This is a genomic window from Streptomyces sp. NPDC020884, assembly GCF_044333935.1.
Classification (GTDB): domain Bacteria; phylum Actinomycetota; class Actinomycetes; order Streptomycetales; family Streptomycetaceae; genus Streptomyces.
This window is the reverse complement of sequence record NZ_JBIRRY010000002.1, coordinates 351,107-374,605: the sequence shown is the minus strand read 5'-3', so window position 1 is coordinate 374,605 and position 23,499 is coordinate 351,107. Positions and strand designations below refer to the sequence as shown.

The 23,499-nt window shown below is 72.9% G+C and carries 18 protein-coding genes; 14 read left to right on the top strand and 4 right to left on the bottom strand.

What is annotated here, in order from left to right; all coding sequences use genetic code 11:
- Positions 1-59: 59 nt before the first annotated feature.
- Entirely contained in the window at positions 60-650 is a 591-nt protein-coding gene (locus ACH4UK_RS08485) for a TetR/AcrR family transcriptional regulator (protein ID WP_398355256.1), read from the bottom strand.
- Between the two features lie 135 nt (positions 651-785).
- Here ACH4UK_RS08485 and ACH4UK_RS08480 point away from each other — a divergent pair, with 135 nt between their 5' ends.
- The 4 genes from ACH4UK_RS08480 to ACH4UK_RS08465 all read left to right on the top strand — a co-directional run bounded on the left by ACH4UK_RS08480 (position 786) and on the right by ACH4UK_RS08465 (position 7,322).
- Complete coding sequence (locus ACH4UK_RS08480; RefSeq protein ID WP_398355255.1) at positions 786-1,877, top strand: FAD-dependent oxidoreductase; 1,092 nt, start codon at positions 786-788, stop codon at positions 1,875-1,877.
- 121 nt (positions 1,878-1,998) lie between these two features.
- Positions 1,999-5,913, top strand: coding sequence for a CHAT domain-containing protein (locus tag ACH4UK_RS08475; protein WP_398355254.1), 3,915 nt, complete (start codon positions 1,999-2,001; stop codon positions 5,911-5,913).
- Between the two features lie 42 nt (positions 5,914-5,955).
- A complete protein-coding gene (locus ACH4UK_RS08470; RefSeq protein ID WP_398355253.1) occupies positions 5,956-6,369 on the top strand; it encodes a hypothetical protein in 414 nt (137 codons plus the stop codon).
- Positions 6,366-7,322 (top strand): hypothetical protein, encoded by a 957-nt coding sequence (locus ACH4UK_RS08465; RefSeq protein WP_398355251.1) that lies wholly within the window; start codon positions 6,366-6,368, stop codon positions 7,320-7,322. The genes ACH4UK_RS08470 and ACH4UK_RS08465 overlap by 4 nt, the downstream gene beginning before the upstream one ends.
- Before the next feature lie 56 nt (positions 7,323-7,378).
- Here ACH4UK_RS08465 and ACH4UK_RS08460 read toward each other — a convergent pair whose 3' ends face one another.
- Complete coding sequence (locus ACH4UK_RS08460) at positions 7,379-9,259, bottom strand: ABC transporter ATP-binding protein (RefSeq protein ID WP_398355250.1); 1,881 nt, start codon at positions 9,257-9,259, stop codon at positions 7,379-7,381.
- Positions 9,256-11,106: an ABC transporter ATP-binding protein gene (locus ACH4UK_RS08455; protein WP_398355248.1), complete on the bottom strand. Its 1,851-nt coding sequence runs from the start codon at positions 11,104-11,106 to the stop codon at positions 9,256-9,258. The genes ACH4UK_RS08460 and ACH4UK_RS08455 overlap by 4 nt, the downstream gene beginning before the upstream one ends.
- 172 nt (positions 11,107-11,278) lie before the next feature.
- On the opposite strand from ACH4UK_RS08455, the gene ACH4UK_RS08450 reads away from it, so the two are divergent.
- From ACH4UK_RS08450 to ACH4UK_RS08435, 4 genes are read left to right on the top strand one after another with little or no spacing between them, the layout of a single operon-like run.
- On the top strand, positions 11,279-12,196 hold the full coding sequence (locus ACH4UK_RS08450; RefSeq protein ID WP_398355247.1) for an ABC transporter ATP-binding protein: 918 nt from the start codon (positions 11,279-11,281) through the stop codon (positions 12,194-12,196).
- A gap of 1 nt (position 12,197) precedes the next feature.
- Positions 12,198-13,004: an ABC transporter permease gene (locus tag ACH4UK_RS08445; RefSeq protein WP_398355246.1), complete on the top strand. Its 807-nt coding sequence runs from the start codon at positions 12,198-12,200 to the stop codon at positions 13,002-13,004.
- 14 nt (positions 13,005-13,018) lie between these two features.
- A complete protein-coding gene (locus tag ACH4UK_RS08440; RefSeq protein WP_398355245.1) occupies positions 13,019-14,308 on the top strand; it encodes a histidine kinase in 1,290 nt (429 codons plus the stop codon).
- Positions 14,309-14,363: 55 nt separating this feature from the next.
- Entirely contained in the window at positions 14,364-15,017 is a 654-nt protein-coding gene (locus ACH4UK_RS08435) for a response regulator (RefSeq protein WP_398355244.1), read from the top strand.
- Between the two features lie 15 nt (positions 15,018-15,032).
- Here the strand turns inward: ACH4UK_RS08435 and glgX are convergent, their stop codons facing one another.
- The gene (gene glgX, locus ACH4UK_RS08430; RefSeq protein WP_398355243.1) at positions 15,033-17,351 is read right to left on the bottom strand and encodes a glycogen debranching protein GlgX; all 2,319 of its coding nucleotides are present in this window, start codon (positions 17,349-17,351) and stop codon (positions 15,033-15,035) included.
- Between the two features lie 153 nt (positions 17,352-17,504).
- Here glgX and ACH4UK_RS08425 point away from each other — a divergent pair, with 153 nt between their 5' ends.
- The 6 genes from ACH4UK_RS08425 to ACH4UK_RS08400 all read left to right on the top strand — a co-directional run bounded on the left by ACH4UK_RS08425 (position 17,505) and on the right by ACH4UK_RS08400 (position 23,345).
- Positions 17,505-18,746, top strand: a complete 1,242-nt coding sequence (locus ACH4UK_RS08425) for an Ig-like domain-containing protein (protein ID WP_398355242.1) — start codon at positions 17,505-17,507, stop codon at positions 18,744-18,746.
- A gap of 205 nt (positions 18,747-18,951) precedes the next feature.
- A complete protein-coding gene (locus ACH4UK_RS08420; RefSeq protein ID WP_398355241.1) occupies positions 18,952-20,199 on the top strand; it encodes an Ig-like domain-containing protein in 1,248 nt (415 codons plus the stop codon).
- 95 nt (positions 20,200-20,294) lie between these two features.
- Positions 20,295-21,062 (top strand): enoyl-CoA hydratase/isomerase family protein, encoded by a 768-nt coding sequence (locus tag ACH4UK_RS08415; RefSeq protein ID WP_398355240.1) that lies wholly within the window; start codon positions 20,295-20,297, stop codon positions 21,060-21,062.
- Between the two features lie 274 nt (positions 21,063-21,336).
- Positions 21,337-21,852, top strand: coding sequence for an ATP-binding protein (locus tag ACH4UK_RS08410; protein ID WP_398355238.1), 516 nt, complete (start codon positions 21,337-21,339; stop codon positions 21,850-21,852).
- 381 nt (positions 21,853-22,233) lie between these two features.
- Entirely contained in the window at positions 22,234-23,016 is a 783-nt protein-coding gene (locus ACH4UK_RS08405; RefSeq protein WP_398355237.1) for a polysaccharide deacetylase family protein, read from the top strand.
- Between the two features lie 113 nt (positions 23,017-23,129).
- Entirely contained in the window at positions 23,130-23,345 is a 216-nt protein-coding gene (locus tag ACH4UK_RS08400; protein WP_398355236.1) for an EF-hand domain-containing protein, read from the top strand.
- The last annotated feature ends 154 nt before the right edge of the window (positions 23,346-23,499 follow it).

Below are 23,499 nucleotides of genomic sequence, written 5' to 3'. Positions count from 1 at the left end.
GGTCCGTCAGGATGCGGCAACGGGCCGGCCGGGATGTTCGGGCGCTCGCGTCCGTGCGCTCAGGAGGTTGCGTCCGGCGGGTACACCGCGTCCAGGAGGTCGCGCACGAAGCGGTCCGGGTCGTCCAGTCCCGCCGCCGCGAGCGTGCCGGGGCCGTTCGTCAGCAGATGCGGGATCGCCGCGTGCAGCGCGAGGGTGACGACGGCGGCCCGCTGCGGGGTGACGGGCAGTCCGGCGGCGCGCTGGGCCAGCTCGAAGCCCGCGAAGTCCCCGCTCGCCATCGGATCGAGGATGCCGGAGAGCCAGGGGCGCCGGGTCGCCTCCGCCTGGAGCTCCAGCACCGCCAGCAGTCGGGAGCGGCCCGGCCCCGCCACGTTCTCCAGGAGCGAGCGGAAGAGGGCCGTCAGCTCTTCGCGGTCCGCCGGCCCGGGAGTCGCGGCCAGCTGTCCGGTGAGCGCGAGGTACTGCTCCAGGCAGCGCTCCGCCACCGCGCGGAGCACCGCGTCCCGGGTCGGGAAGTAGTTCTTCGCGGTGCCCGGCGGCACCTCGGCGGCCCGGTCCACGGCCCGGTGGGTCAGCCCGCGCCCGCCGTCCCGGGCCAGCACCTCGATGGCCGCGTCCCGCAGCCGGTCCCGCCGGTCCGGATTCACCCGCGCTCCCCACTCCCGTACCGCTGCCGTCCCCGCTGTCCTTCCTTGCCGATGTTACCCCAGCTGTGGTACCACGGATGTGGTAGTCCCTTCATGGCCCGGCCCGTGCGGCCGGACGAGCTCCGGGAGTGCGACATGACAGGAACGGCGACCGTGGTCGGCGCGGGCATCGGCGGTCTGGCGACCGCGATCGGGCTCCGCCGCGCGGGCTGGAGCGTGACGGTGCTGGAGCGGCGCACCGAACTGGAGCGGTACGGTGCGGCCTTCGGCATCCACCCCACCGCACAGTCCGCGCTCGACCGGCTCGGCGTCGGCGACGCGCTGCGCGAGGACGCCGTCCCCTACCGCGACGCGCACATCCGCACCCCGGACGGCACGACCATCGCCCGCCTCCCGCTGGAGCGCATCGAACGCAGGGCGGGACGACCCGAACTCCTCATCTCCCGCCCCTACCTGCTCGACGCCCTGCTCGCCTCCATCGAGGCCTTCGGCGACGTCCCGCTCAAACTCGGCGAGCGGGTCACCGACGTGGACGCCCTCGCCGCCGGAGCGGACCTGGTGATCGGCGCCGACGGCATCCGCAGCGCCGTCCGCACCGCCCGCTTCGGCGACCGCAGCGGCCCGCGCCGGATCGGCACCGTCGCCTGGATCGGCATCGCCGACTTCGAGAGCCCGGTGCACGGCGAGACCTGGGGCAGCGGCCGCTTCTTCGGACTGACCCCGGTCGAGCCGGGCCGCACCAACTGGTACGCCACCGTGCCCGAGGCCACCACCGCCGAGGAACTGGGCGGCTTCTTCGCCGACTGGCACGACCCGATCCCCCGCATCCTGAACGAGAGCGACCCGGCCGGGTGGATCCGCTACGAGCTGCGCCACCTCCACCCGGCGCTGCCCTCGTTCGTCTCCACCGACGCCCGGCCCGCCTCCTCGTCCGCCACCGACGCCCGGCCCGCCCCCGTGGCCCTGGTCGGCGACGCGGCCCACGCCATGACGCCCAACCTGGGCCAGGGCGCCTGCACCGCGATCCTGGACGCGGACGCCCTGACCCGCGCGCTCGCCGCCGCGCCCCCGGGCCCGGCCGGCGTCGCCGGGGCCCTGCGCGCCTACGACCGCGAACGCCGCCGCAGCGCCCAGCGGACCGCGTTCGGCTCCCGGACCCTGCACCGCTTCATGAGCACCGAGCGCACCCGGCTGCGGGACGCGGCGGTGCGGCTGCTGCCGGGGTGAGCCGCACGGGGGGCCGGGGCCTTCGGCATCGCCTTCGGCCGTGCCCGTCGCCGAACCTCGGCCTTTCGGCCAAGGAGCCGACGCGACAGCGCTGTTGACGGGGACCTGAGAGACTTGGGCCATGGCGACGGGGGGCGGCGAAGCCGCGCGGCAGGATGTGTACCGGGAGATCGAGGAGAGCGCCCTCGCGCTGGTGGCCGACTTCCGGCGGGAGGACCCCGAACGGGGCGCCGCGGCCAGAACCCGCTTCGCCCAGGCGTTGGACGCACGTCCCCGGGAAAGCGGCGACCTCACCGGAACCTCCTGCGCGCTGCGTGCGGCGGTGCGACGGGTGGCCGACCCGGAGACCCGCAGAGTGACGCACAGGGGGCTCGCGAGCCTCATGCTCGTACTGACCCTGAGCTCAGGGGACGCCGAGGACATGAGCGGCCTGCTCGGCCTGTGGACGGACGTCCCGGTGGAGCCTGGGCAGGAGCAGCAGCGCGATCTGGGGACCGGCGTGGTCGCCGTCTGGCTGCCGCATGCCGGACGGTTCCTCCGCGACGACCGCTTCAGCCGACGTGAACTGTTTCTGATGATGGGGCTCCTGCTCCGGGCGTACCGGGAGGAGGGTGCTGCGTCCGGCCTCCGGCAGCAGGTCATCGACGTCTTCCCGGCCATGATGTCGGCCTGGTTCACCAGGGAGAGCGAGGTGACCGCGGACGAACTCACCGGAGCCATCGAGGTCCTGGCCGGCCTGGTCGAGGAGCTGCCCCCGGATGAGGAGTCGACGCACATCCTGATGATGTTGCTGAGCGCCTACCACGTGGAGCGCGGTCGGCGTTCGGGGCTCCGCGTCCATGCGGACCTCGCTGTCGACGGCTACGCGCACGTGGCCGCACGGTCGGGCCCCGGGCTGCGGGCCCACCTCCGGTTCAGCCTCGGGGCCGCCGAGTACGAGCGGTACCGGAGCTTCGGGGAACGCCCTGACCTGGATGCCTCCATCGAGCACCTCGCGCAGAGCCGTGCGGAGACCGGCGAGGAGGACCGGGAGCAGGGCGCCGACCATCTGCTGATCGCAGGGCTGTCGGAGCGGGCCCGCCTGGACGACAGCGCCGAGGACATCCTGGCCGCCCTGCGGATCTGGCCGGCGCCCGCGGCCGTCGACGTCGACGGGAGCGTGTTACCGGGCGCCGTGCTCGATGGACTGGCGTCCGACCTCACCTCTGCCGCGCAGGCAGTGGTGCTGAGCCTGGACCCGGAGCGCCCCGAGGACGTCACGACGCTGGGGCGGTTGTGGGACGCCGCGGCGGGCTGGATCGACCGGTCCGACGACAGAGTGGCGGGCCCGCTGCTGGGTCCGCTGCACTGGCAGGCGCGGATGGCCCACCACCAGTTCTCCCTTACGCACGCCCTGGCCGCCCTCGACCGCTGTGTCGCCGCGCTGCGGGCCGCGTCGGGGCGGAGCGAGGAGGGGTCCGCCAAGGCGCAGTTCCGGGGCGAGGCGGCAGTGGCGCACCTGGAGAGGTACGGGTACACGGGCCTGGCGAGCGACCTGGACGAGAGCATCGCGGCGCAGCACGACTATCTGGCAGCCCAGAACGACCCCCTGCGGCAGGCGAACGGGCTCTCCAACCTCTCCTCCGCGCTCATGCTGCGCGCCGAAGCCACCGGAAGCCATGAGGACCTGGACGCATCGGTCGCCGCCATGCGCGATGCGCTCGCCCTGGACAACGGCGACCAGCTCGGCGCGCACGGGCTGCACTTCGCCGACAACCTGGTGAGCAAGCTCATCGCCCGATGCGACCGGCTGGGCACCGTCTCGGACCTGGACGAAGCACTCACCTTGGGAGAGGCGGCCGTCGCCGGGTTGCGGGCCCTGGAAGGGGCCGCGGCAGCTGAGCGCCTCGGCGTGGCGCTCAGCAACCTCGGGGGTGCGCATCGCTACCGCTTCGAGGCTCTGCGCCGCGAAGCGGATCTGGACGCGGCGCTGGAGGCGCTGCGAGGTGCTGTGGCCGCCGTCCCGCCCGAGCACCCCCACCACACGCGGTACCTGTTCAACCTCGGTTCCTGCCTCACCATCGCCCATCGGCACGGCCGGGAGACGCTGGAGGAGGCGTTGGCCCACCACCGCGCCGCCGTGCGGGCCACCGCGGCAGATCACCCGGGCCGGGCTCGCCGCGTCGCCAGCCTGTCCAGCACCCTTCTGACGAGGTGGGCCCGGACCGGTGACGAGCAGCCGGCCGAGGAGGCGCTCTCTCTGCTGCGTCAGGTCCACGACGATCCGAGGAACTCGGCCGAAGGCCGTCTGGACGCTGCGCACGCACTGGCGGCCGCCCTTCGCGAGACCGGACTGCGCCATGCGGACGAGGCGGCGCTGCGCGAGGCCGTACGGCTCGATGCCGAGGTCGCCGGGGCGTCCACCGGAGCCGTGACCCGCCGCATCGTCGGGGCAGAGCGGAGCGCGCTGCTCACGGAGCGGCTCGACGGTCCCGCCGCCGCGCTGCCCGGGTGGGAGCGCACGGTCGAGCTGCTCTCACAGGTCGCCTGGCGCGGGTTGTCACGCATGGACCAGGAGCGTTCGCTCGTCGGCTGGAGCGGTGCCGGTCGCAGCGCCGCCGCGTGCGCCCTCGACGCGGGAGAAGGGAGGCGCGCCGTGGAGTTGCTGGAGCAGGGCAGGTCCGTGCTCTGGACCCAGTCGCTCGAATCCCGGGCCGAGGACACCCCGCTCGACCACGCCGATCCCGAGCTGGCGACGGAACTGAGGCAGGTGGGAGCAGCGCTGGAGGCTGCTACGGCGGGCCAGGCGTGGCACGGGCCCGAAGAACCGGCGCGGCAACCATCCGTGGACCAACAGGTCCTGCTCGGGCGGCGATGGGACGTTCTGGTCGAGCGGGCCACCGGGGTGCTGCGCGGGGAGAGCCCCTTTCACGGCGTCGGCTACGACGAGCTGGCCGAGGCCGCGGCCGACGGCCCCGTGATCCTGGTGAACCTCGCCCCGCGCCGCTGCGACGCGTTGATCGTCCGCCACGGCCGACGGGAACCACTGATCGTCCCTCTGGGGCTGATCCTGGCGGAGGCCGCGGAACGGGCCGAGGGGCTCCATGACGCCCTGCGCGCACTCGAAGCGGGCCGGAGCTCCGCGGAAGGCTATGTACACGCTCAGATGGTCCTCGCCGACACGCTCGACTGGCTCTGGGAGAGGGTGGTCCGTCCGGTGCTGGACGCCCTGGGGTTCGCGGAGCCGGTCGAGGACCCCGGGGCCGGGGCGGGGCCCGCGGAACGCCCGCGGGTGTGGTGGTGCCCCACGGGCCCGCTCACACTGCTGCCCCTGCACGCCGCCGCACCGGGAGGCGTCGGGACGGACGACGGCTCGCTGCGGCGCACGATCCCCTCCTACACGTCCACGGTCCGGGGGCTGCGACGTGCCCGCACGCGGGAGCCGGGACCGGCGGCCGAAGGGCAGCAGGAACGGGTGCTGACGGTGGCCACCCCCGCGACACCGGGCTATCCTCCGCTGGCGCATGCAGCCGAGGAGGCGACGGCCGCGGCGTCCGTTCTCGCGGACCGGCTCGGTCTGGGATCGACGACGCTCGTCGGTGAGGACGCTACGCGCCGACGGGTGAGGGAGGGGCTGGAGCGTTGCTCCAGGGCACACTTCGCCTGCCACGGCGGGCGGCAGGAGGGCCTGCCGTCCAGCAGTTCCCTCCAACTCCACGACGGGCCGCTGACGGTTCTCGACATCGCCCGACAGCGCCTGGCCCACGCGGATCTCGCGTTCCTCTCCGCCTGCAGCACGGCGGTGGGCGATGCCACGTTGCAGGACGAGGCGCTGCACGTGGCCGCAGGACTGCAACTGGCCGGCTTCCGCGAGGTGGTGGGCACCCTGTGGTCGGTGACGGACGATCACGCCGTGGACATCGCCCGGCAGTTCTACGGTGCGCTCGGCAACGGGACGGGTGCCGCCGAGGCGATCGTCGAGGCCGCCGAGCACATGCGTCGGCGCTTTCCGCTGGAGCCCGTCCGATGGGCCGGTTACCTGCATTTCGGTCCGTGAACGGCGATGCGCCGCGTCCGAACAGATCTCCCAGGGAGTGCCATGAACGACCCCAGCCCCTTCTTCGCACTGGTCGTCGACCCGACGGACCTGCGCCCCGCGGCCACCGTGGTCGAGCTGCCGTCGGGTGCGGCCCCCACCCAGGCGGCAGCTGTGCTCTCCGCCGTCATGGCAGCGTATCCGGCCCTGGACCGCGTGGTGGTGACGCTGGGCGGCGAACCGATCGGCAGTGCCGACCGCACGCGCCTCGCCGCGCTTCCCGGCAGCGGCGTCTCGCGCGACATGGGCGCCGCCGACCACGCGTCTCTCCCCGGCCGGTCCACCCGCTACGAACTGCTGCGCTTCCGGTGCTCCCGACAGGACTGCGCGCACACCGTGCTGAGGGTGCATGTCGACGAGGACGACCTGCCCTCCTGCCCGGCGCACGGACTCATGGAGTTGGAGCTGTCCGGATGAAGCCGGATGCCTTGGGCAAGAACGCCGCGGACGTCTTCTCCGGGCGCTTCTTCCTCGTCAGTTATGTACCCACGCTCGCCTTCGGGGTCTTCCTTCTCGTCCTGGTGTGGGCGGGCGCTCCCGGCGCGCAGGTGGACTTCTCCGCGGCATGGCGTACGGCAGCCAGGCTGCGCGCGGGGGAATGGCTTCTGCTCGTTCTCGGCATCACCTTGGCCGCTCTGCTGACCCACCCGCTTCAACTCGCCCTGGTGCGTGTGCTGGAGGGTCACTGGCCGGCTGCCGTACGCCTGCCGGCCGCGCTCGGGCTGCGGCGCCAGCGCCGGCGCCGTGCACGGCTGGCACGCGCCTCGGAGCCGGCGGGCGGGGCGCCGGACGACGCCCGGATCCAGGCCGCGGGCGTGGCGGGCGCGCGGCTGCGGGAGCTGTTCCCCCCGGCCGACCGGCTGCTTCCGACCGCCCTGGGAAACGTGCTCGCGGCCATGGAAGGCCGGGCGGGCAGCGGCTACGGCTGGGACGCGCCGGTGGCCTGGCCACGGCTGTACCCGGTGCTCGGCGAGCAGATGAAGGCGGTCGTGGACGACCGCCGCAACACCCTGGACGCCGCCGTCAGGCTCTCCGCCACAACCCTGTGGAGCGGTCTGGTCACCCTGATCCTGCTGGCGAGGGCGGGGTGGTGGCCGTTGCTGGCGCTCCTGCCGCTCACGGCCTCCTGGATCGCCTACCAAGGAGCGGTGCGCGCAGGGGTCGCCTATGGGGAGGCCATTACCGCCGCTTTCGACCTGCACCGTTTCGACCTGCTGACCTCCCTGCACCTGCCCCTGCCCGCAGACCGGGACGAGGAGCGCCGACAAGCCGCGGACCTGTGTGCGCACTGGCGGCAGGGGAAGCCTCTCGCGCTCGTGTACGACCACCCCGACAACGGGGGAGTTCCCGACGGACACCGCTGCTCCTGATCGCGGCGGTGGGACGCTTCCATGATCCTGGGCGGACTTCGCCCGCGCCGCCGCTCTCAGGCCAGGCTGTCCTTCCACGTCCGGTGCAGCCCCGCGAACCGCCCCGTCCCACCGATCAGTTCGGCGGGCGCGCCGTCCTCGACGATCCGGCCGTGCTCCATCACCAGCACCCGGTCCGCGATCTCCACCGTGGAGAGCCGGTGGGCGATCACCACCGCCGTGCGGCCGTGCAGCACCGTGTCCATGGCCCGTTGCACGGCCCGCTCGCCGGGGATGTCCAGGGAGCTGGTCGCCTCGTCCAGGATCAGCACCGCCGGGTTGGCCAGCAGGGCGCGGGCGAAGGCCACCAACTGCCGCTGGCCCGCCGAGATCCGCCCGCCCCGCTTGCGTACGTCGGTGTCGTAGCCGTCCGGCAGGGCCGCGATGAAGTCGTGCGCGCCGATCGCCTTCGCGGCGTGCTCGATCTCCTCGCGGGTGGCGTCCGGGCGGCCGATCGCGATGTTCTCCGCGACCGTCCCGGAGAACAGGAACGCCTCCTGCGTCACCATCACCACGCCCCGGCGCAGCTCGGCGGTGTCCAGGTCGCGCAGGTCCGTGCCGTCCAGCAGGACCCGGCCCTCGGTCGGGTCGTAGAACCGGGCCAGCAGCTTGGCGAGCGTCGACTTGCCCGCGCCCGTCGAGCCGACGACCGCCACCGTGCGGCCCGCCGGGATATGCAGGTCGAAGGTGGGCAGCACCTCGCCGCCCGTACGGTAGGCGAACCGCACCGCGTCGAACGTGACGTCCCGGCCCGGGAGTTCACCGGAGCGCGGCGGCAGTTCCCTGGGGCGGTCGGTCTCCGGGACGTTCGGCGTCTGGGCCAGCAGACCGGCGATCTTCGTCAGCGAGGCGGCCGCCGACTCGTAGGAGTTGAGGAACATCCCGAGCCGGTCGATCGGGTCGTACAGCCGGCGCAGATACAGCACCGCCGCCGCCAGCACCCCGAGCGCCAGCGTCCCCCCGGCCACCCGGTAGGCGCCCCACAGGACCATGCCGGCCACCGCCGTGTTCGCGATCAGCCGCGAGCCGACGACATAGCGGGCCATCTCCAGGATCGCGTCACCGTTCCGCCGCTCGTGGTGGCGGTTCAGCGCGCCGAACACGGCGTCGTTGCTCCGCTCCCGGCGGAACGCCTGGACCGGGCGGATGCCGTTCATCGTCTCCGCGAACTTCACGATCACCGCCGCGATGGCCGTCGACCGCGCCGTGAACGCGACGGACGCCCGCCGCCGGTACATCCGGACCATCAGATACAGCGGTACGAAGGAGAGCGTGGCGATCGCGCCGATCCCCAGGTCCAGCCAGAGCAGCACCAGCGAGATCGACACGAACGACAGGACCACGCCGATCAGTTCCTGGAGCCCCTCGCTCAGCAGCTCCCGCAGCGACTCCACATCCGTCGTGGAGCGCGAGATCAGCCGGCCCGAGGTGTAGCGCTCGTGGAAGTCGACGCTGAGCGCCTGCGCGTGCCGGAAGATCCGGCCGCGCAGATCGAGCAGCACGTCCTGATTGATCCGTGCGGAGGCCCGGATGAAGCCGTACTGGAGGATGCCCGCGCCGACGGAGCACAGCGCGTAGGCGACGGCGACCGCCATCAGCGGCCCGTAGTCGTGGTCCCGGAACGCCGGAACCCCGCTGTCGATCGCGTACGCCACCAGCAGCGGGCCCGCCTGCATCGCGATCTGCTGGACCAGCAGGAGCAGGGCCGCCCGCGCGACCCGGCCGCGCATCGGGGCCAGCAGGGAGAACAGCAGCGCCCGCGTCGCCCCGGGCGGCGCGGGAAGGTCGTCCTGGTCGAACGGGTCGTCGGCTAGCGGCCGTTCGGGCGCGGCCGTGCTCTTCGGCGGGCCGTCGTCGTCGGCCGTCGGGAGCGAGGCGTCGTCGGTGGTCGTGGTCATCGGGCACTGCCCTCCTCGGCGGGGACCTGCTGGACGGGGGCGCTCCCCGGTTCCGCGGGCGGCTTCCCGTCGTGTGCGGGACCGTGCCCGGCGCCCGACATCAGCCACGCGTACTCCGCGCTGTCGCGCAGCAGCTCCTGATGGGTGCCGACCGCGACGATCCGGCCCCCGGACAGCAGCGCCACCCGGTCGGCCAGCATCACGGTGGAGGGGCGGTGCGCCACGACCACCGCCGTCGTCCGCTCCAGGACCTGCCGCAGCGCGGCCTCCACCAGCGTCTCGGTGTGCACGTCCAGCGCGGAGAGCGGATCGTCCAGCACCAGGAAGCGCGGCTGTCCGACCACGGCGCGGGCCAGCGCCAGGCGCTGGCGCTGGCCGCCGGAGAGACTCAGGCCCTGCTCGCCGACCTCGGTGTCCAGACCCCGCGGCAGCCGGTGCACGAAGTCCGCCTGGGCCACCGACAGGGCCCGGCGGACCTGCTGCTCGTCCGCGTCCGCCGCGCCCATCGTCACGTTCTCGCCGACCGTCGCGGAGAACAGCGTCGGCTCCTCGAACGCCACCGACACCAGCTCCCGCAGCCGCGAGCGCTCCATCGTGGCGATGTCCTCGCCGTCCAGCGTGATCCGCCCGCCGGTCGCCTCGTGCAGCCGGGGCACCAGGGCGGTGAGCGTCGTCTTGCCCGACCCCGTGCCCCCGACGAGGGCCAGCGTCTCGCCGGGCCGGATGTGCAGATCGATCCCGGCGAGGACCGGCGGCGACGCCGGATCCGCGTCCGGGTAGCGGAACTCGACGCCCTCGAAGACCATGCCGGGGGCGGTGGCCGGCGCGTCCTTCCGGACGGCGAGGGCCCCGGGCTCCTCCGCCACGTCCATCACCTCGAAATACCGGTCGGTGGCGGTCGCCGACTCCTGGCTCATCGCCAGCAGGAAGCCGATCGACTCCACCGGCCAGCGCAGGGCGAGCGCCGTGGACAGGAACGCCACCAGCGTCCCCGCCGACAGCGACCCGTCCGCCACCTGGATGGTGCCGAGGACCAGCGCCGCGCCGATCGCCAGCTCCGGGATGGCGGTGATCAGCGCCCAGATCCCGGCCAGCAGCCGGGCCTTGCCCAGCTCCGTGGTGCGCAGCCGGTGCGACAGCGCCCGGAACGCCTGCGCCTGGCTGCGGTGCCGGCCGAAGCCCTTGACGATGCGGATGCCCAGCACGCTCTCCTCGACGACCGTGGTGAGATCGCCGACCTGGTCCTGGGCCCGCCGCGCGACCACCGAGTACTTCGTCTCGAACAGCGAGCACAGGACCACCAGCGGCACCGCGGGCGCCAGCAGCACCAGACCGAGCGTCCAGTCCTGGGCGAACAGGATGACGAACCCGACCAGGATCGTGGCCGTGTTGACGACCAGGAAGGTCAGCGGGAACGCCAGGAACATCCGCAGCAGCATCAGATCCGTCGTCCCGCGCGACAGCAGCTGACCCGAGGCCCAGCGGTCGTGGAAGGCGACCGGCAGCCGTTGCAGATGGCGGTACAGATCCGCCCGCATCGACGCCTCGACCCCGGCCAGCGGGCGCGCCACCAGCCACCGCCGGAACCCGAACAGCAGCGCCTCCGCGATGCCCAGCAGCAGCAGATACAGCGCCCCCAGCCACACCCCGCCCGGATCGCGGTCGGCGACGGGACCGTCCACCATCCACTTCAGGACCAGCGGGATCACCAGCCCCAGGCAGGACGCCAGGATCGCCACGAAGGCGGCGCTGAACAGGCGCACCCGTACAGGTCGGACATAGGGCCACAGGCGCAGGAGGGAGCGCACGGCGGACCGGTCCGTGCGCTCTGCAGGCTTTTCGGGCATCAGGGCCGACCCTACGGTTCACCACTGACATCGGTCCTCCCAATTTCGGCCGGACCGCCCCGCGTCCCCGACCGGCCGCCGGGGTCGTACCCCGGGTCAACCGATCGGCTGATGGGCCGTCGAGCGTGACGGCGGATACCGCCCGCGCCCGCCCGCCGGAACCCTGGGGGACATGGCAATCATCGAAGTCAACGGGGTGCGCAAGACCTACGCGGGCCGCGACGTCGTCGACGGCGTCTCCTTCTCCGTCGAGGAGGGGGAGATCTTCGGCATCCTCGGCCCCAACGGGGCGGGCAAGACCACCACCGTCGAATGCGTGGAGGGCTTGCGCATCCCCGACGCGGGCACGATCAGGGTCGCCGGGCTCGACCCCGTCGCCGACCACGACCGGGTGACACACCTGCTCGGCGCCCAGCTCCAGGAGAGCGAGCTCCAGGCCAAACTGACCGTACGGGAGGCGCTGGAGCTCTACACCGCCTTCTACCCGGCCCCCGCCGACTGGCGGCCGCTCGCGGACCGGCTCGGCCTGGCGGACCGGCTCAGCGCCCGTTTCGCCCAGCTCTCCGGTGGCCAGAAGCAGCGCCTGTTCATCGCGCTCGCCCTGATCGGCGATCCGAAGGTCGTCGTGCTCGACGAGCTGACCACCGGCCTCGACCCGCGCGCCCGCCGCGACACCTGGAAGCTCATCGAGGAGATCCGCGACGACGGGGTGACCGTCCTGCTCGTCACCCACTTCATGGAGGAGGCCCAGCGCCTCTGCGACCGGATCGCCGTCATCGACCGGGGCAAGGTCGTCGCCCTGGACACCCCGGCCGGCCTGATCCGGCAGGCCACCGGCTCCACCGTCATCTCCTTCGGGCCCTCCCGGCCGCTCACCGGCCCCGAGCTCACCCGGCTCACCGCGCTTCCCGGCGTCGCGTCCCTGACCCCGCCCGACCGCGAGGGGACGCTCGCGCTGCACGGCACCGACGAGACGGTCACCCCGTTCGTCGCCCTGCTCGCCGAACTCGGCGTCACCGCCCGGCGGCTGCGCATCACCGAGACCAGCCTCGACGAAGCCTTCCTCGACCTCACCGGACAGGACGCCTGACATGCGGACCGAGACCACCACCGCCGCCGCACCGGCCACCGCCCCCGGGCCCCGCACCGCCCGGCGGAGCGGTCCCGCGACCGCCGTCCTGATCGCCGAGACCAGGCTCTTCCTCCGCGAACCGGGCAGCCTGTTCTGGGTCTTCGCCTTCCCCTCCGTCCTCCTGGTGATCCTCGGCTTCGTGCCCGCCTTCGGCGAGGCCCGGGACGACCTCGGCGGCCGGCGGGTCATCGACCTGTACGTCCCCATCTCGATCCTGCTCGCCATGATCACGGCGGGGATCCAGGCGATGCCGCCGGTCCTCACCTCCTACCGCGAGCGCGGCATCCTGCGCCGGATGTCCGCCACCCCGGTGCGGCCCTCGGCCCTGCTCACCGCCCAGATCGTGCTGCACGGCACGGCCTGCCTCGGCTCCGCGCTCCTGGTCACCGTCATCGGCCGGATCGCCTACGGGGTCCCGCTGCCCGGACACCTCGCCGGCTTCGCGGTGGCGCTGCTGCTCGCCGTCGCCGCCGCGCTGACCCTGGGCGCCACGATCTGCGCCCTGTCCCGGACGGCGAAGGCGGCCACCGCGGTCGGCTCGGGCGCCTACCTCGTGATGATGTTCACCGCCGGGGTCTGGCTGCCCGTCCAGGCGATGCCCGACATCCTGCGCCGCATCGTGACGATCACCCCGTTCGGGGCCGCCACCCAGGCGCTGGAACAGGCCGCCTCCGGCCACTGGCCGAGCTGGGCGTACCTCGGGGTCGTCGCGCTGTGGACCGCGGTTCTGGGCACCGCCGCCGCTCGACTCTTCCGGTGGCAGTGACGGAGACTGCCGGCATGACGCCGCCGCCCCGCGCCCCGTACCCGTCGGGTGCGACGATGCCCCGCACGATCGAGGACCGCTGGGAGCAGTTCTACCGGTACGGGCCCTACGCCGTCCTCACGCTGTCCGCCCTCGTCGGGGGCGTCGCCGCCGACCTGGTCATGACCCGTACGGAGATGTACGCCGCCGGGGTCCTGACCGCGGCGGCATACGGGCTGCAGATCTGGTGGGGCCGGGCTCGCCCGCGTACCGCTCCGCGCGCCCCGGCCGGGGTGGCCTACTACACGGTGAGGACCGTCCTCGCCTTCGCCCTGACCTGGCTCAACCCGTTCTTCGCGATCTACGCGGCGCTCAACTACTTCGACGTCGAACCCCTGCTGCCCCGGCGCGCCGTCCGGATCGCGCTGCTCACCACCGCCGTCACGCTGGCCGGTTCGCAGAGCGGGGGCCTGCCGCCCGCCTCCTTGACGAACTGGGTCGCCTTCGGCGCGCTGTACGTCGTCAACGCCACCCTCGCCCTCTTCTTCTGGCACGTGGGGATGCGCGAGGAGGAGAAGGCCCGGATCCAGGTCGCGACCATCGCCGAGCTGGAGCGCACCAACCTCCGGCTGGAGGAGGCCGTGGCGGAGAACGCGGCCCTGCACACCCAGCTCCTCGTCCAGGCCCGCGAGGCCGGGGTCGACGACGAGCGGCGCCGGCTCGCGGCCGAGATCCACGACACCCTCGCCCAGGGTCTCACCGGGATCATCGCCCAGCTCCAGGTCGTCACCTCCGTCACGGAGCGCGACCCGGCCACCGCCCGCCTCCACCTGGAGCGGGCCGCCACGCTCGCCCGGCACAGCCTCGGCGAGGCCCGCCGCTCCGTGCACAACCTGGCCCCCGTCGCCCTGGAGCACGACGAACTGGCCGGGGCGCTGGAGAAGACGGTGGCCGGCTGGGCCGAACAGCACCGCGTCCGGGCCGACTTCACCGTCACCGGCACGGTCGAACCGGTCCACGACGAGATCGCCGCCACCCTGCTGCGGATCGCGGGCGAGGCCCTCGCCAACACCGGGCGGCACGCCGGGGCCTCGCGGGTCGGGGTGACGCTGTCCTTCATGGACGACGAACTGACCCTGGACGTACGCGACGACGGCCGCGGCTTCGACCCCGCGGCCGCCGCCCCGGCCGACCGCACGGGAGGGTTCGGCCTCGGCGGCATGCGGGCCCGCGCGGAGCGCATCGCGGGCGCGGTCGTGGTCGAGTCGGAACCGGGCGGCGGCACGGCGGTCTCGGCGCGGGTTCCCCTGGTCAAGCACCCGTGAACAGCCCCGCGGCGGCCGCTGGCCAGGCACCCGTGCGCCCCCGTACGGTGCCGTCATGACCGAGACCCGAGCCCGCCCCGTCAGCCTCGTCGTCGTCGACGACCACCCGGTCGTCCGCGACGGGCTGCGCGGCATGTTCGCCGCCGCCCCCGGATTCGAGGTCCTCGGCGAGGCGTCGAACGGCGTGGACGCGCTCGCGGTCGTCGAGCGCCTCGACCCCGACGTCGTCCTGATGGACCTGCGGATGCCCGGCGGCGGGGGAGTGGCGGCCATCGCGGAGCTGACCCGGCGCGGCGCGCGCTCGAGGGTCCTGGTGCTGACCACGTACGACACCGACTCCGACACGCTGCCCGCGATCGAGGCGGGCGCGACCGGCTATCTGCTGAAGGACGCCCCGCGCGAGGAGCTGTTCGCGGCCGTCCGGGCCGCCGCCGACGGGCGCAGCGTCCTGTCGCCCGCCGTCGCCTCCCGGCTGATGACCCGGGTCCGCACGCCCGCCGCCGATCCGGCCGGGGCCGCCCTGTCGGCCCGCGAGCGCGAGGTGCTGGCCCTGGTGGCGCGGGGCACCACCAACCGGGAGATCGCCGCCGAACTGTTCATCAGCGAGGCGACCGTGAAGACCCATCTCACCCATGTCTTCGCCAAGCTGGGCGCCAAGGACCGGGCCGCGGCCGTCGCCGTCGGCTACGACCGGGGCATCCTCGGCTGATCCCCGCGCCCCCGCTCAGGCCGCCACCCGCAGCAGCAGCACCGAGCGGGCCGGCACCGTCACCTCCGTTCCGCCGTCGAGGACCGTGCCGGGAGCCTCGGCCTGCTCCTCCAGCGAGGTGTCCAGGACCAGTTCGTAGCGGGCCGCCCACGGCGCTCCCGGCAGCGCGAAGGCGACCGGCTCCGCGCCCGCGTGCAGCACCGCCAGGAAGCTGTCGTCGGTCACCGGCTCGCCCCGCGCGTCCCGGCCCGGGATGTCCCGCCCGGAGAGGTAGAGGCCGAGGGTGGCGGCGGGGGCGTACCAGTCGCCCTCCGTCATCTCCCGTCCGTCCCGGGCGAACCACGCCAGGTCCCGCAGCCCGTCCGGGGCCTGCGCCCGGCCGGAGAAGAACGCCCGCCGGCGCAGCACCGGATGGGTCCGGCGCAGCGTCAGCACCCGGGCCGTCAGCTCGGTCAGCTCCCGCCACTCGGGCTGGTCGAGGAGCGACCAGTCCAGCCAGCCGGTCTCGTTGTCCTGGCAGTAGGCGTTGTTGTTGCCGCCCTGCGTCCGGCCCATCTCGTCGCCCGCCACCAGCATCGGCACCCCGGTGGACAGCAGCAGAGTGGTCAGCAGGTTACGGAGCTGACGGCGGCGCAGCGCGTTGATCTCCGGGTCGTCGCTCTCGCCCTCCGCCCCGCAGTTCCACGCCCGGTTGTCGCTCGTCCCGTCCCGGTTGCCCTCCCCGTTCGCCTCGTTGTGCTTCTGCTCGTAGCTGACCAGGTCGCGCAGCGTGAAGCCGTCGTGCGCGGTGACGAAGTTGACCGAGGCGTACGGGCGGCGGCCACCCCAGGCGTACAGGTCGCTGGAGCCGGTCAGCCGGTAGCCGAGATCCCGTACGTCGGGGAGCGCGCCGCGCCAGAAGTCGCGCACCGCGTCGCGGTAGCGGTCGTTCCACTCGGTCCACAGCGGCGGGAAGGCCCCGACCTGATAGCCGCCGTTGCCGACGTCCCACGGCTCGGCGATGAGCTTGACCCGGCGCAGCACCGGGTCCTGGGCGATCACCGCGAGGAACGGGGAGAGCATGTCGACGTCGTGCATCGAGCGGGCCAGCGCCGCCGCCAGGTCGAAGCGGAATCCGTCGACGCCCATCTCGGTGACCCAGTAGCGCAGCGAGTCGGTGAGGAGCCGCAGCACCTGGGGCTGCACCACGTGCAGGGTGTTGCCGCAGCCGGTGTAGTCGGCGTAGCGGCGGGGGTCGTTCTGGAGGCGGTAGTAGCCCCGGTTGTCGATACCGCGCAGCGACAGCATCGGGCCCAGCTCGCCCGCCTCCGCGGTGTGGTTGTAGACGACGTCGAGGATCACCTCGATCCCGGCGTCGTGCAGCGCGTGCACCATCCGCTTGAACTCGCCGACCTGCTGGCCCGCCGTGCCGGAGGCGGAGTAGTCGGCGTGCGGGGCGAAGTAGCCGATGGAGTTGTAGCCCCAGTGGTTGTGCAGCCCGCGCCGCAGCAGATGGTCCTCGTGGGCGAACTGGTGCACCGGGAGCAGCTCGACGGCGGTCACCCCGAGCCGCGTCAGATGCTCGATGGCGGCCGGGTGCGCGAGCCCGGCGTACGTGCCGCGCAGCTCGGGCGGGATGTCCGGGTGCAGCTTGGTGAAGCCGCGCACGTGCAGCTCGTAGATGACCGAGTCGGCCCACGGGGTCTTGGGGCGGCGGTCCTCCACCCAGTCGTCGTCATCGTTGACGACCACGCCCTTGGGCACGAAGGGCGCCGAGTCCCGGTCGTCGCGCACGGTGTCGGCGACATGCTGGTCCGGCCAGTCCCGTACATGGCCGTAGACCTCGGCCGGCAGACCGAAGGTCCCGTCGACCGCACGGGCGTACGGATCCAGCAGCAGCTTCGCCGCGTTCCAGCGGGCCCCCGTCCACGGGTCCCAGCGGCCGTGCACCCGGTAGCCGTAGCGCTGACCGGGCCGCACCCCGGGGACGAAGCCGTGCCAGATCTCATGGGTCAGCTCGGTCAGCGGGCAGCGGGTCTCCGCGCCCAGCTCGTCGAACAGGCACAGCTCGACGGCCTCGGCCCCGCCCGCCCACAGCGCGAAGTTGGTCCCGGCCACCCCGTCCGGGCCGACCCGGAAGCGGGCCCCCAGCGGCATCGGGGCCCCGGGCCACACGGCGGGAGCACCGGCCCGCGCCCGCACGGCCTCGGCGAGATCGGCCCGGCGCGTCCGGGCGACCTCCGCGCGCAAGGCGTCCTCGACGGCGGGTGGCCCGGCCGGTCCCGGTGGCTCCCCGGACCCCACCGCCGCCCCCGCCGGATCCTGTACTGCCTCCTGATCGGCTGCGCTCGACACCGTGTAGCCTCCCGCGGCTCGTGGGACGGGCACCGGAGAAGGGGCGCGCGGCGTCCCGGCCGCGGCCCGTTCCAGGTAGTCCTCCCCTCTGTTCTGCCCACCAGTGGCCCCGCACTCACGTTTCCCCCGACCGGCCCTGGTCGTTGGGGGAGCGTGAACCACACAGCGAAGAGCGCACGGGCCGTCCCGGCCGCCGTGCTGACCTGGGCAGGACTGCTGACCGTGCTGGCCCTCCTGACCGGCTGCACCGAGACGCGGGAGGCCGTGCTCAACGGCAAGGCGCGGTCCTCCGGCGACGCGATCAGCGTCTTCCCCGAGGACGGCTCCAAGAACGTCGACGAGGAGACCCGGATCGCGGTGAAGGTCCCCGACGGGCGGCTGGAGAGCGTGAAGGTGATGCGGATCGAGGACGCGCAGCAGCAGACGGTGGCGGGGCGGATCGCCGAGGACGGGCGCTCCTGGGCCCCGGAGCCCCGGGTGGCCCGGCTCGCCCTCGCCGCGAAGTACAGCGTCGACGCGGTGGCCGTGGACGCGGCGGGCCGCCGCTCCGCCCGGCACGCCACCTTCACCACCCTCGTCCCCGAGCACCGCTTCATCGGCTACTTCAAACCGGAGAACCGGTCCACCGTCGGCACCGGCATGATCGTCTCCTTCTCCTTCAACCGTCCGATCGCCGACCGGGCGGCGGTGGAGAAGGCCATCCGGGTGACGTCCGATCCGGTGGTCGAGGTCGCCGGCCACTGGTTCGGCAAGGACCGGCTCGACTTCCGGCCGAAGACGTACTGGAAGCCCGGCACCGAGGTCACCGTCGACGTCGGACTGCGCGACGTCGAGGGCGCTCCGGGGGTCTACGGCAGCCAGGACAAGACCGTCGTCTTCACGGTCGGCCGCTCCCAGATCTCCCGGGTCGACGCGGAGGCCAAGACCATGGAGGTCCGCCGGGACGGTGAGCTCGTCAGTACGGTCCCGATCACCGCGGGGGCCCCGAAGACGACCACGTACAACGGGAGGATGGTGGTCACCGAGATGCACGAGGTGACCCGGATGGACGGGGCCACCGTCGGCTTCACGGACAAGAAGGGCAAGGGCGAGTACGACATCAAGGACGTGCCGCACGCGATCCGGCTCACCGAGTCCGGGACCTTCCTGCACGGCAACTACTGGGCCGACGAGTCCGTCTTCGGCGAGGAGAACGTCAGCCACGGCTGCGTCGGGCTGCGCGACGCGAAGGGCGGCAGCGGCTCCACCCCCGGCGGCTGGTTCTTCGACCGGACCCTGATCGGCGACGTGGTCGAGGTGGTCAACTCCAAGGACAAAAAGGTCGCACCGGACAACGGGCTCAGCGGCTGGAACCTCGGCTGGAAGAAGTGGAAGGCCGGCTCCGCCCTGCGCTGAGGCCCTCGGCCGCTCCTCACGCCCCGGCCGGCCCCGGCACCCCGCGCCACCTGCGCAGCTCTCCGGACCACTTGGGACGGAACGGTGACATTCCGGAGGGAGTTCGCCGCGCTCGCGATGTGATTATCTTGCGGCGGCGCGCATGTTCGGCGCGCGGGGGAGCGGGCCATGGCGGTGCCAGGCCGTGCGAGGGGAGACGACCACAGTGAACGGGCAGCCGATATCGGGGGCATCGGCCGGGGCGGGCAGGAAGCGGCGCGGCGGACCGGGGCTGCTGGCCCTGGTTCTGGGAGCACTGCTGTTGCTGGTGACGGCGTGCGGCGGCGGCGGTGCCGCCCCGGGGGACAAGGACAAGCCGGCGGGCAGTACGGGGAAAGAGGACACGACCGCCTCGCAGGCGGTGGTGACCATCGCGCCGAAGGACGGTGCGGAGTCCGTGGCGACCAGCGGTGCGCTGAAGATCGGCGCCGCGCAGGGCAAGCTGACCACGGTGAAGGTCGCCGACCCCAAGGGCAACGAGGTCGCGGGCGAGATCGCGGCCGACGGGGCGAGCTGGGCGCCGGAGCGGCACCTCGCCGCCGCCACCAAGTACACGGTGCACGCGGTCGCCAAGGACGCCGAGGGCCGTGAGTCGGCCAAGGACACCACCTTCACCACGCTGGTGCCGCAGAACACCTTCATCGGGCAGTACACGCCGGAGGACGGCTCGACCGTCGGGGTCGGCATGCCGGTCTCCATCCACTTCACCCGGGGCATCACCGACCCGGCCGCGGTGGAGCGGGCGATCAAGGTGACGGCCGAGCCGGCCGTCGAGATCGAGGGCCACTGGTTCGGCAACGACCGGCTCGACTTCCGCCCGGAGGACTACTGGGCGGCGGGCACCGAGGTGACCGTCGACCTGGACCTCGACGGCGTCGAGGGCCGGCCGGGCGTCTATGGCAAGCAGGCCAAGACGGTGAAGTTCACCATCGGCCGGAGCCAGGTCTCCACCGTCGACGCGAGCGCGAAGCGGATGAAGGTGGTCCGCGACGGCAAGCAGATCAAGGACATCCCGATCTCCGCGGGTGCTCCGGCGACGACCACGTACAACGGTCAGATGGTCATCAGCGAGAAGCTCAAGGTGACCCGGATGAACGGCGACACCGTCGGCTTCGGCGGCGAGTACGACATCAAGGACGTGCCGCACGCCCTGCGGCTGTCCACCTCGGGCACCTTCCTGCACGGCAACTACTGGGGCGCGTCCTCCATCTTCGGCAACACCAACACCAGCCACGGCTGTGTCGGTCTGCGCGATGTGCGCGGCGGCTACGACAACCAGACGCCGGCGGCGTGGTTCTACAACAAGTCGATGATCGGCGACGTGGTCGTCGTGAAGAACTCCCAGGACAAGCAGATCCAGCCGGACAACGGCCTCAACGGCTGGAACATGGACTGGGAGGAGTGGAAGAAGTAGGACTTCCCTCCGCTCCTGGTAGTGACCCCGGCGGACCCGGTGCTGTGACCAACGGCACCGGGTCCGCCCGCGTTAGCGGTGGTTAACATCTCGGCATGACTGTGAGCCTCGAAGTACGCGACGACGTCGGCACGATCCGGTTGGACCGGCCGCCCATGAACGCCCTGGACGTGGCGGTCCAGGACCGGCTGCGGGAGCTGGCCGAGGAGGCGACCCGGCGCGAGGACGTGCGCGCCGTGATCCTCTACGGCGGCGAGAAGGTGTTCGCGGCGGGCGCGGACATCAAGGAGATGCAGGCGATGGACCACGCGGCGATGATCCTGCGGTCCAAGGGCCTCCAGGACGCCTTCACCGCCGTCGCCCGCATCCCCAAGCCGGTCGTGGCCGCGGTCACCGGCTACGCGCTCGGCGGCGGCTGCGAGCTGGCGCTCTGCGCCGACTACCGGATCGCCGCGGACAACGCCAAGCTCGGCCAGCCGGAGATCCTCCTCGGACTGATTCCCGGCGCGGGCGGCACCCAGCGGCTCGCCCGGCTGATCGGCCCCTCCCGGGCCAAGGACCTCATCTTCACCGGCCGCATGGTCAAGGCGGACGAGGCCCTGACGCTGGGCCTGGTCGACCGGGTGGTCCCGGCCGCCGAGGTCTACGAGCAGGCGCTCGCCTGGGCCGCCAGGCTGGCCAAGGGGCCCGCGCTGGCGCTGCGCGCGGCGAAGGAGTCGGTGGACGCCGGACTGGAGACGGACCTCGACACCGGGCTCACCATCGAACGGAACTGGTTCTCCGGCCTGTTCGCCACCGAGGACCGCGAGCGGGGCATGCGCAGCTTCGTCGAGGAGGGGCCGGGCAAGGCCACGTTCCTCTGATCGATAGTCGAAATGGGTGGCCCGGTAGTCGGGTCGGGCGGTCCCGCGCGGGGAGTTCATCCGTCAGGGCGGATTATCCGGGCCTTAAGACAACCTTAAGGCCCGGTGTCCTCGTCGGCCGGGCAACTCTCGCCGGGCGGGGCATCGCCGCAGCTCAGTGAGGCCGTTCGGGGCGCTGGTCTGCCAGTGGCATATGCCGAGAGCCTGCTGCGGAACGGGTCGTTCCGGGGAGCGGATTCCCGCGGAACCGCCCCGGAGGGCGATCCGTGCGGCCATGATGGTGGGCATGGCGGGCCTGGAGGGTGTGGATCAGCCGCGACCGCGCAGCAGCGCGACCGCGGCGCGCTGGACGTCGACCATGGATGACGAACAGGCGTTCAAGGCGCTGGAGTTGTTCGGAAATCCGACCGAGGAGGAAGTCCGGCTGCCGTCGCGCCCGGAGTCGGCGGCGACGGCCCGTCGGCTCACCTCCTGTGTCGTGCTCCGGCAGTGGGCCCTCTCGCCGCAGACCGCCGAGTACGCGGTGCTCCTCGTCTCCGAGCTCGTCGGCAACGCGGTGCGCCACACCGGGGCCCGGGTCTTCGGGTTACGCATGGTGCGCCGCCGGGGCTGGATCCGCATCGAGGTGCGTGACCCCTCGCGCGGCCTCCCCTGTCTGATGCCGGTGCGCGAGATGGACGTCAGTGGCCGGGGGCTCTTCCTCGTCGACAAGCTGTCCGACCGCTGGGGCGTGGACCTGCTGCCGCGCGGCAAGACCACCTGGTTCGAGATGCGGATCTCCGACCGCTGATACACAGAAGCCCCCGGTCGGCCGTGGTGCGGCGCTCGGGGGGCTGCTGTGGGGGGCCGTGACATGGGGGGTGTGTTCACGGCCGCTTGTGACGACCTGGCCCGGGTCGATGGGGGTCGTGGCCCCGACTATGGCAGACGGGCGACCTCGGTGCCAAAGCGACTTATCGGTACATTTAAGGACCAAGCAGGCGCCTGTTGGTTGAATCGTAGGTGGGCTCGATCACTTGCCTGGCATTTCATGCATCCCTGTGGTGACGCTTGAATGATTCATAGATCATCCGGTGAACATCTCAATCGCCTCATTACGCCCATTTCGCCTCTACTGTGGCCCGGAAACCGGTGGGACCGGTGAAATCCGCGGAACGCGAGGTGGTCGGGCATGGACGGACACAGGGCCACGATGGGCCGGCGCGACGCGCTGGGCGCGGGGGCCGGGGCACTGGCCGCCGCCCTCGCCGCCGGCTGTGCCCGGGGCGACGGGGCGGGCGGAGCCCCCGGGCCCGCCGTCGTCACCCGCGCTGCCCGCCCGGCCGCCGCCCCCGCCCCGCGCCGCTTCCCCGGGCTGCCCGTGCAGATCGCGCACGGCCCCCGCGACCGGCCCCGCGTCGCCCTCACCTTCGAGGGGCGGGGCGACCCGGACCTCGCCCGCACCGCCCTCGCCCGGTGCGAGCGGGCCGGGGCACGCGTCACCGTGCTCGCCGTCGGGGCCTGGCTCGCCGAACACCCAGGACTGGCCCGCCGGATCCTCGACGGGGGCCACGAGATCGGCAACCACACCGAGCACCACCTCGACCTCGCGGCGCTGGACGAGCGCGCGGCGTACGAGGAGATCACCGCCTGCGCCCGGCGGCTGCGCCGGCTCACCGGGTCCATCGGCACCTGGTTCCGCCCCTCGCCCACCCCGTACGCCTCCCCGCTCGTCCAGCGCCTCGCCCAGCGGGCCGGGTACCCCCATGTCCTCGCCCGTGACGTGGCGTCGCTCGACCACGCGGCCACCCACGTCGCCGCCGTCACCCGGAAGGTCGCCGGTGAACTCCGCAACGGATCGGTGGTGGAGCTGAGTCTCGGCCGCCCGGTCACCGTCGCCGCGCTGCCGTTGCTGCTCGCCGAGATCGGCCGCCGCGGGCTGCGCGCGGTGACGGCCACGGAGCTGGTGGGCTGACCCGGCGACCTCGGCCAGGGGCCCCCGGACCGGCCCGTCCGGCCGCCGCCGACGTCACCCGGACGGCCCGATAATCTGACCCCTGACATTCGGCATCACGAAGGGGCGGAACAGTGGCGGACATCGAGTCGGCGCGGACGGCATTCGAGCGGTTCGACAAGAACGGCGACGGCCTGATCACGGCCAACGAGTACAAGAGCGCGATGGCCCAGCTGGGCGACCCCTTCGTCACCGAGACGGTGGCGCAGGCGATCATCAACGCCCACGACGCCAACGGTGACGGCATGCTCACCTTCGACGAGTTCTGGGCCTCGCAGAACAAGGCCTGATCCCCGGAACAGGGCCTGACCCGCCGTGGCAGCCGGTCCCGCGCCGTCGGGGGCCGGCCGCCGGCGGGTACGCGCCCAAGGCCCCTTCTCCGGGTGCCTTCCGGCCCTCCGGCCCGCCGTGCGCGGCTTGCTGTGTCCTGGTCCACCGGCGAGG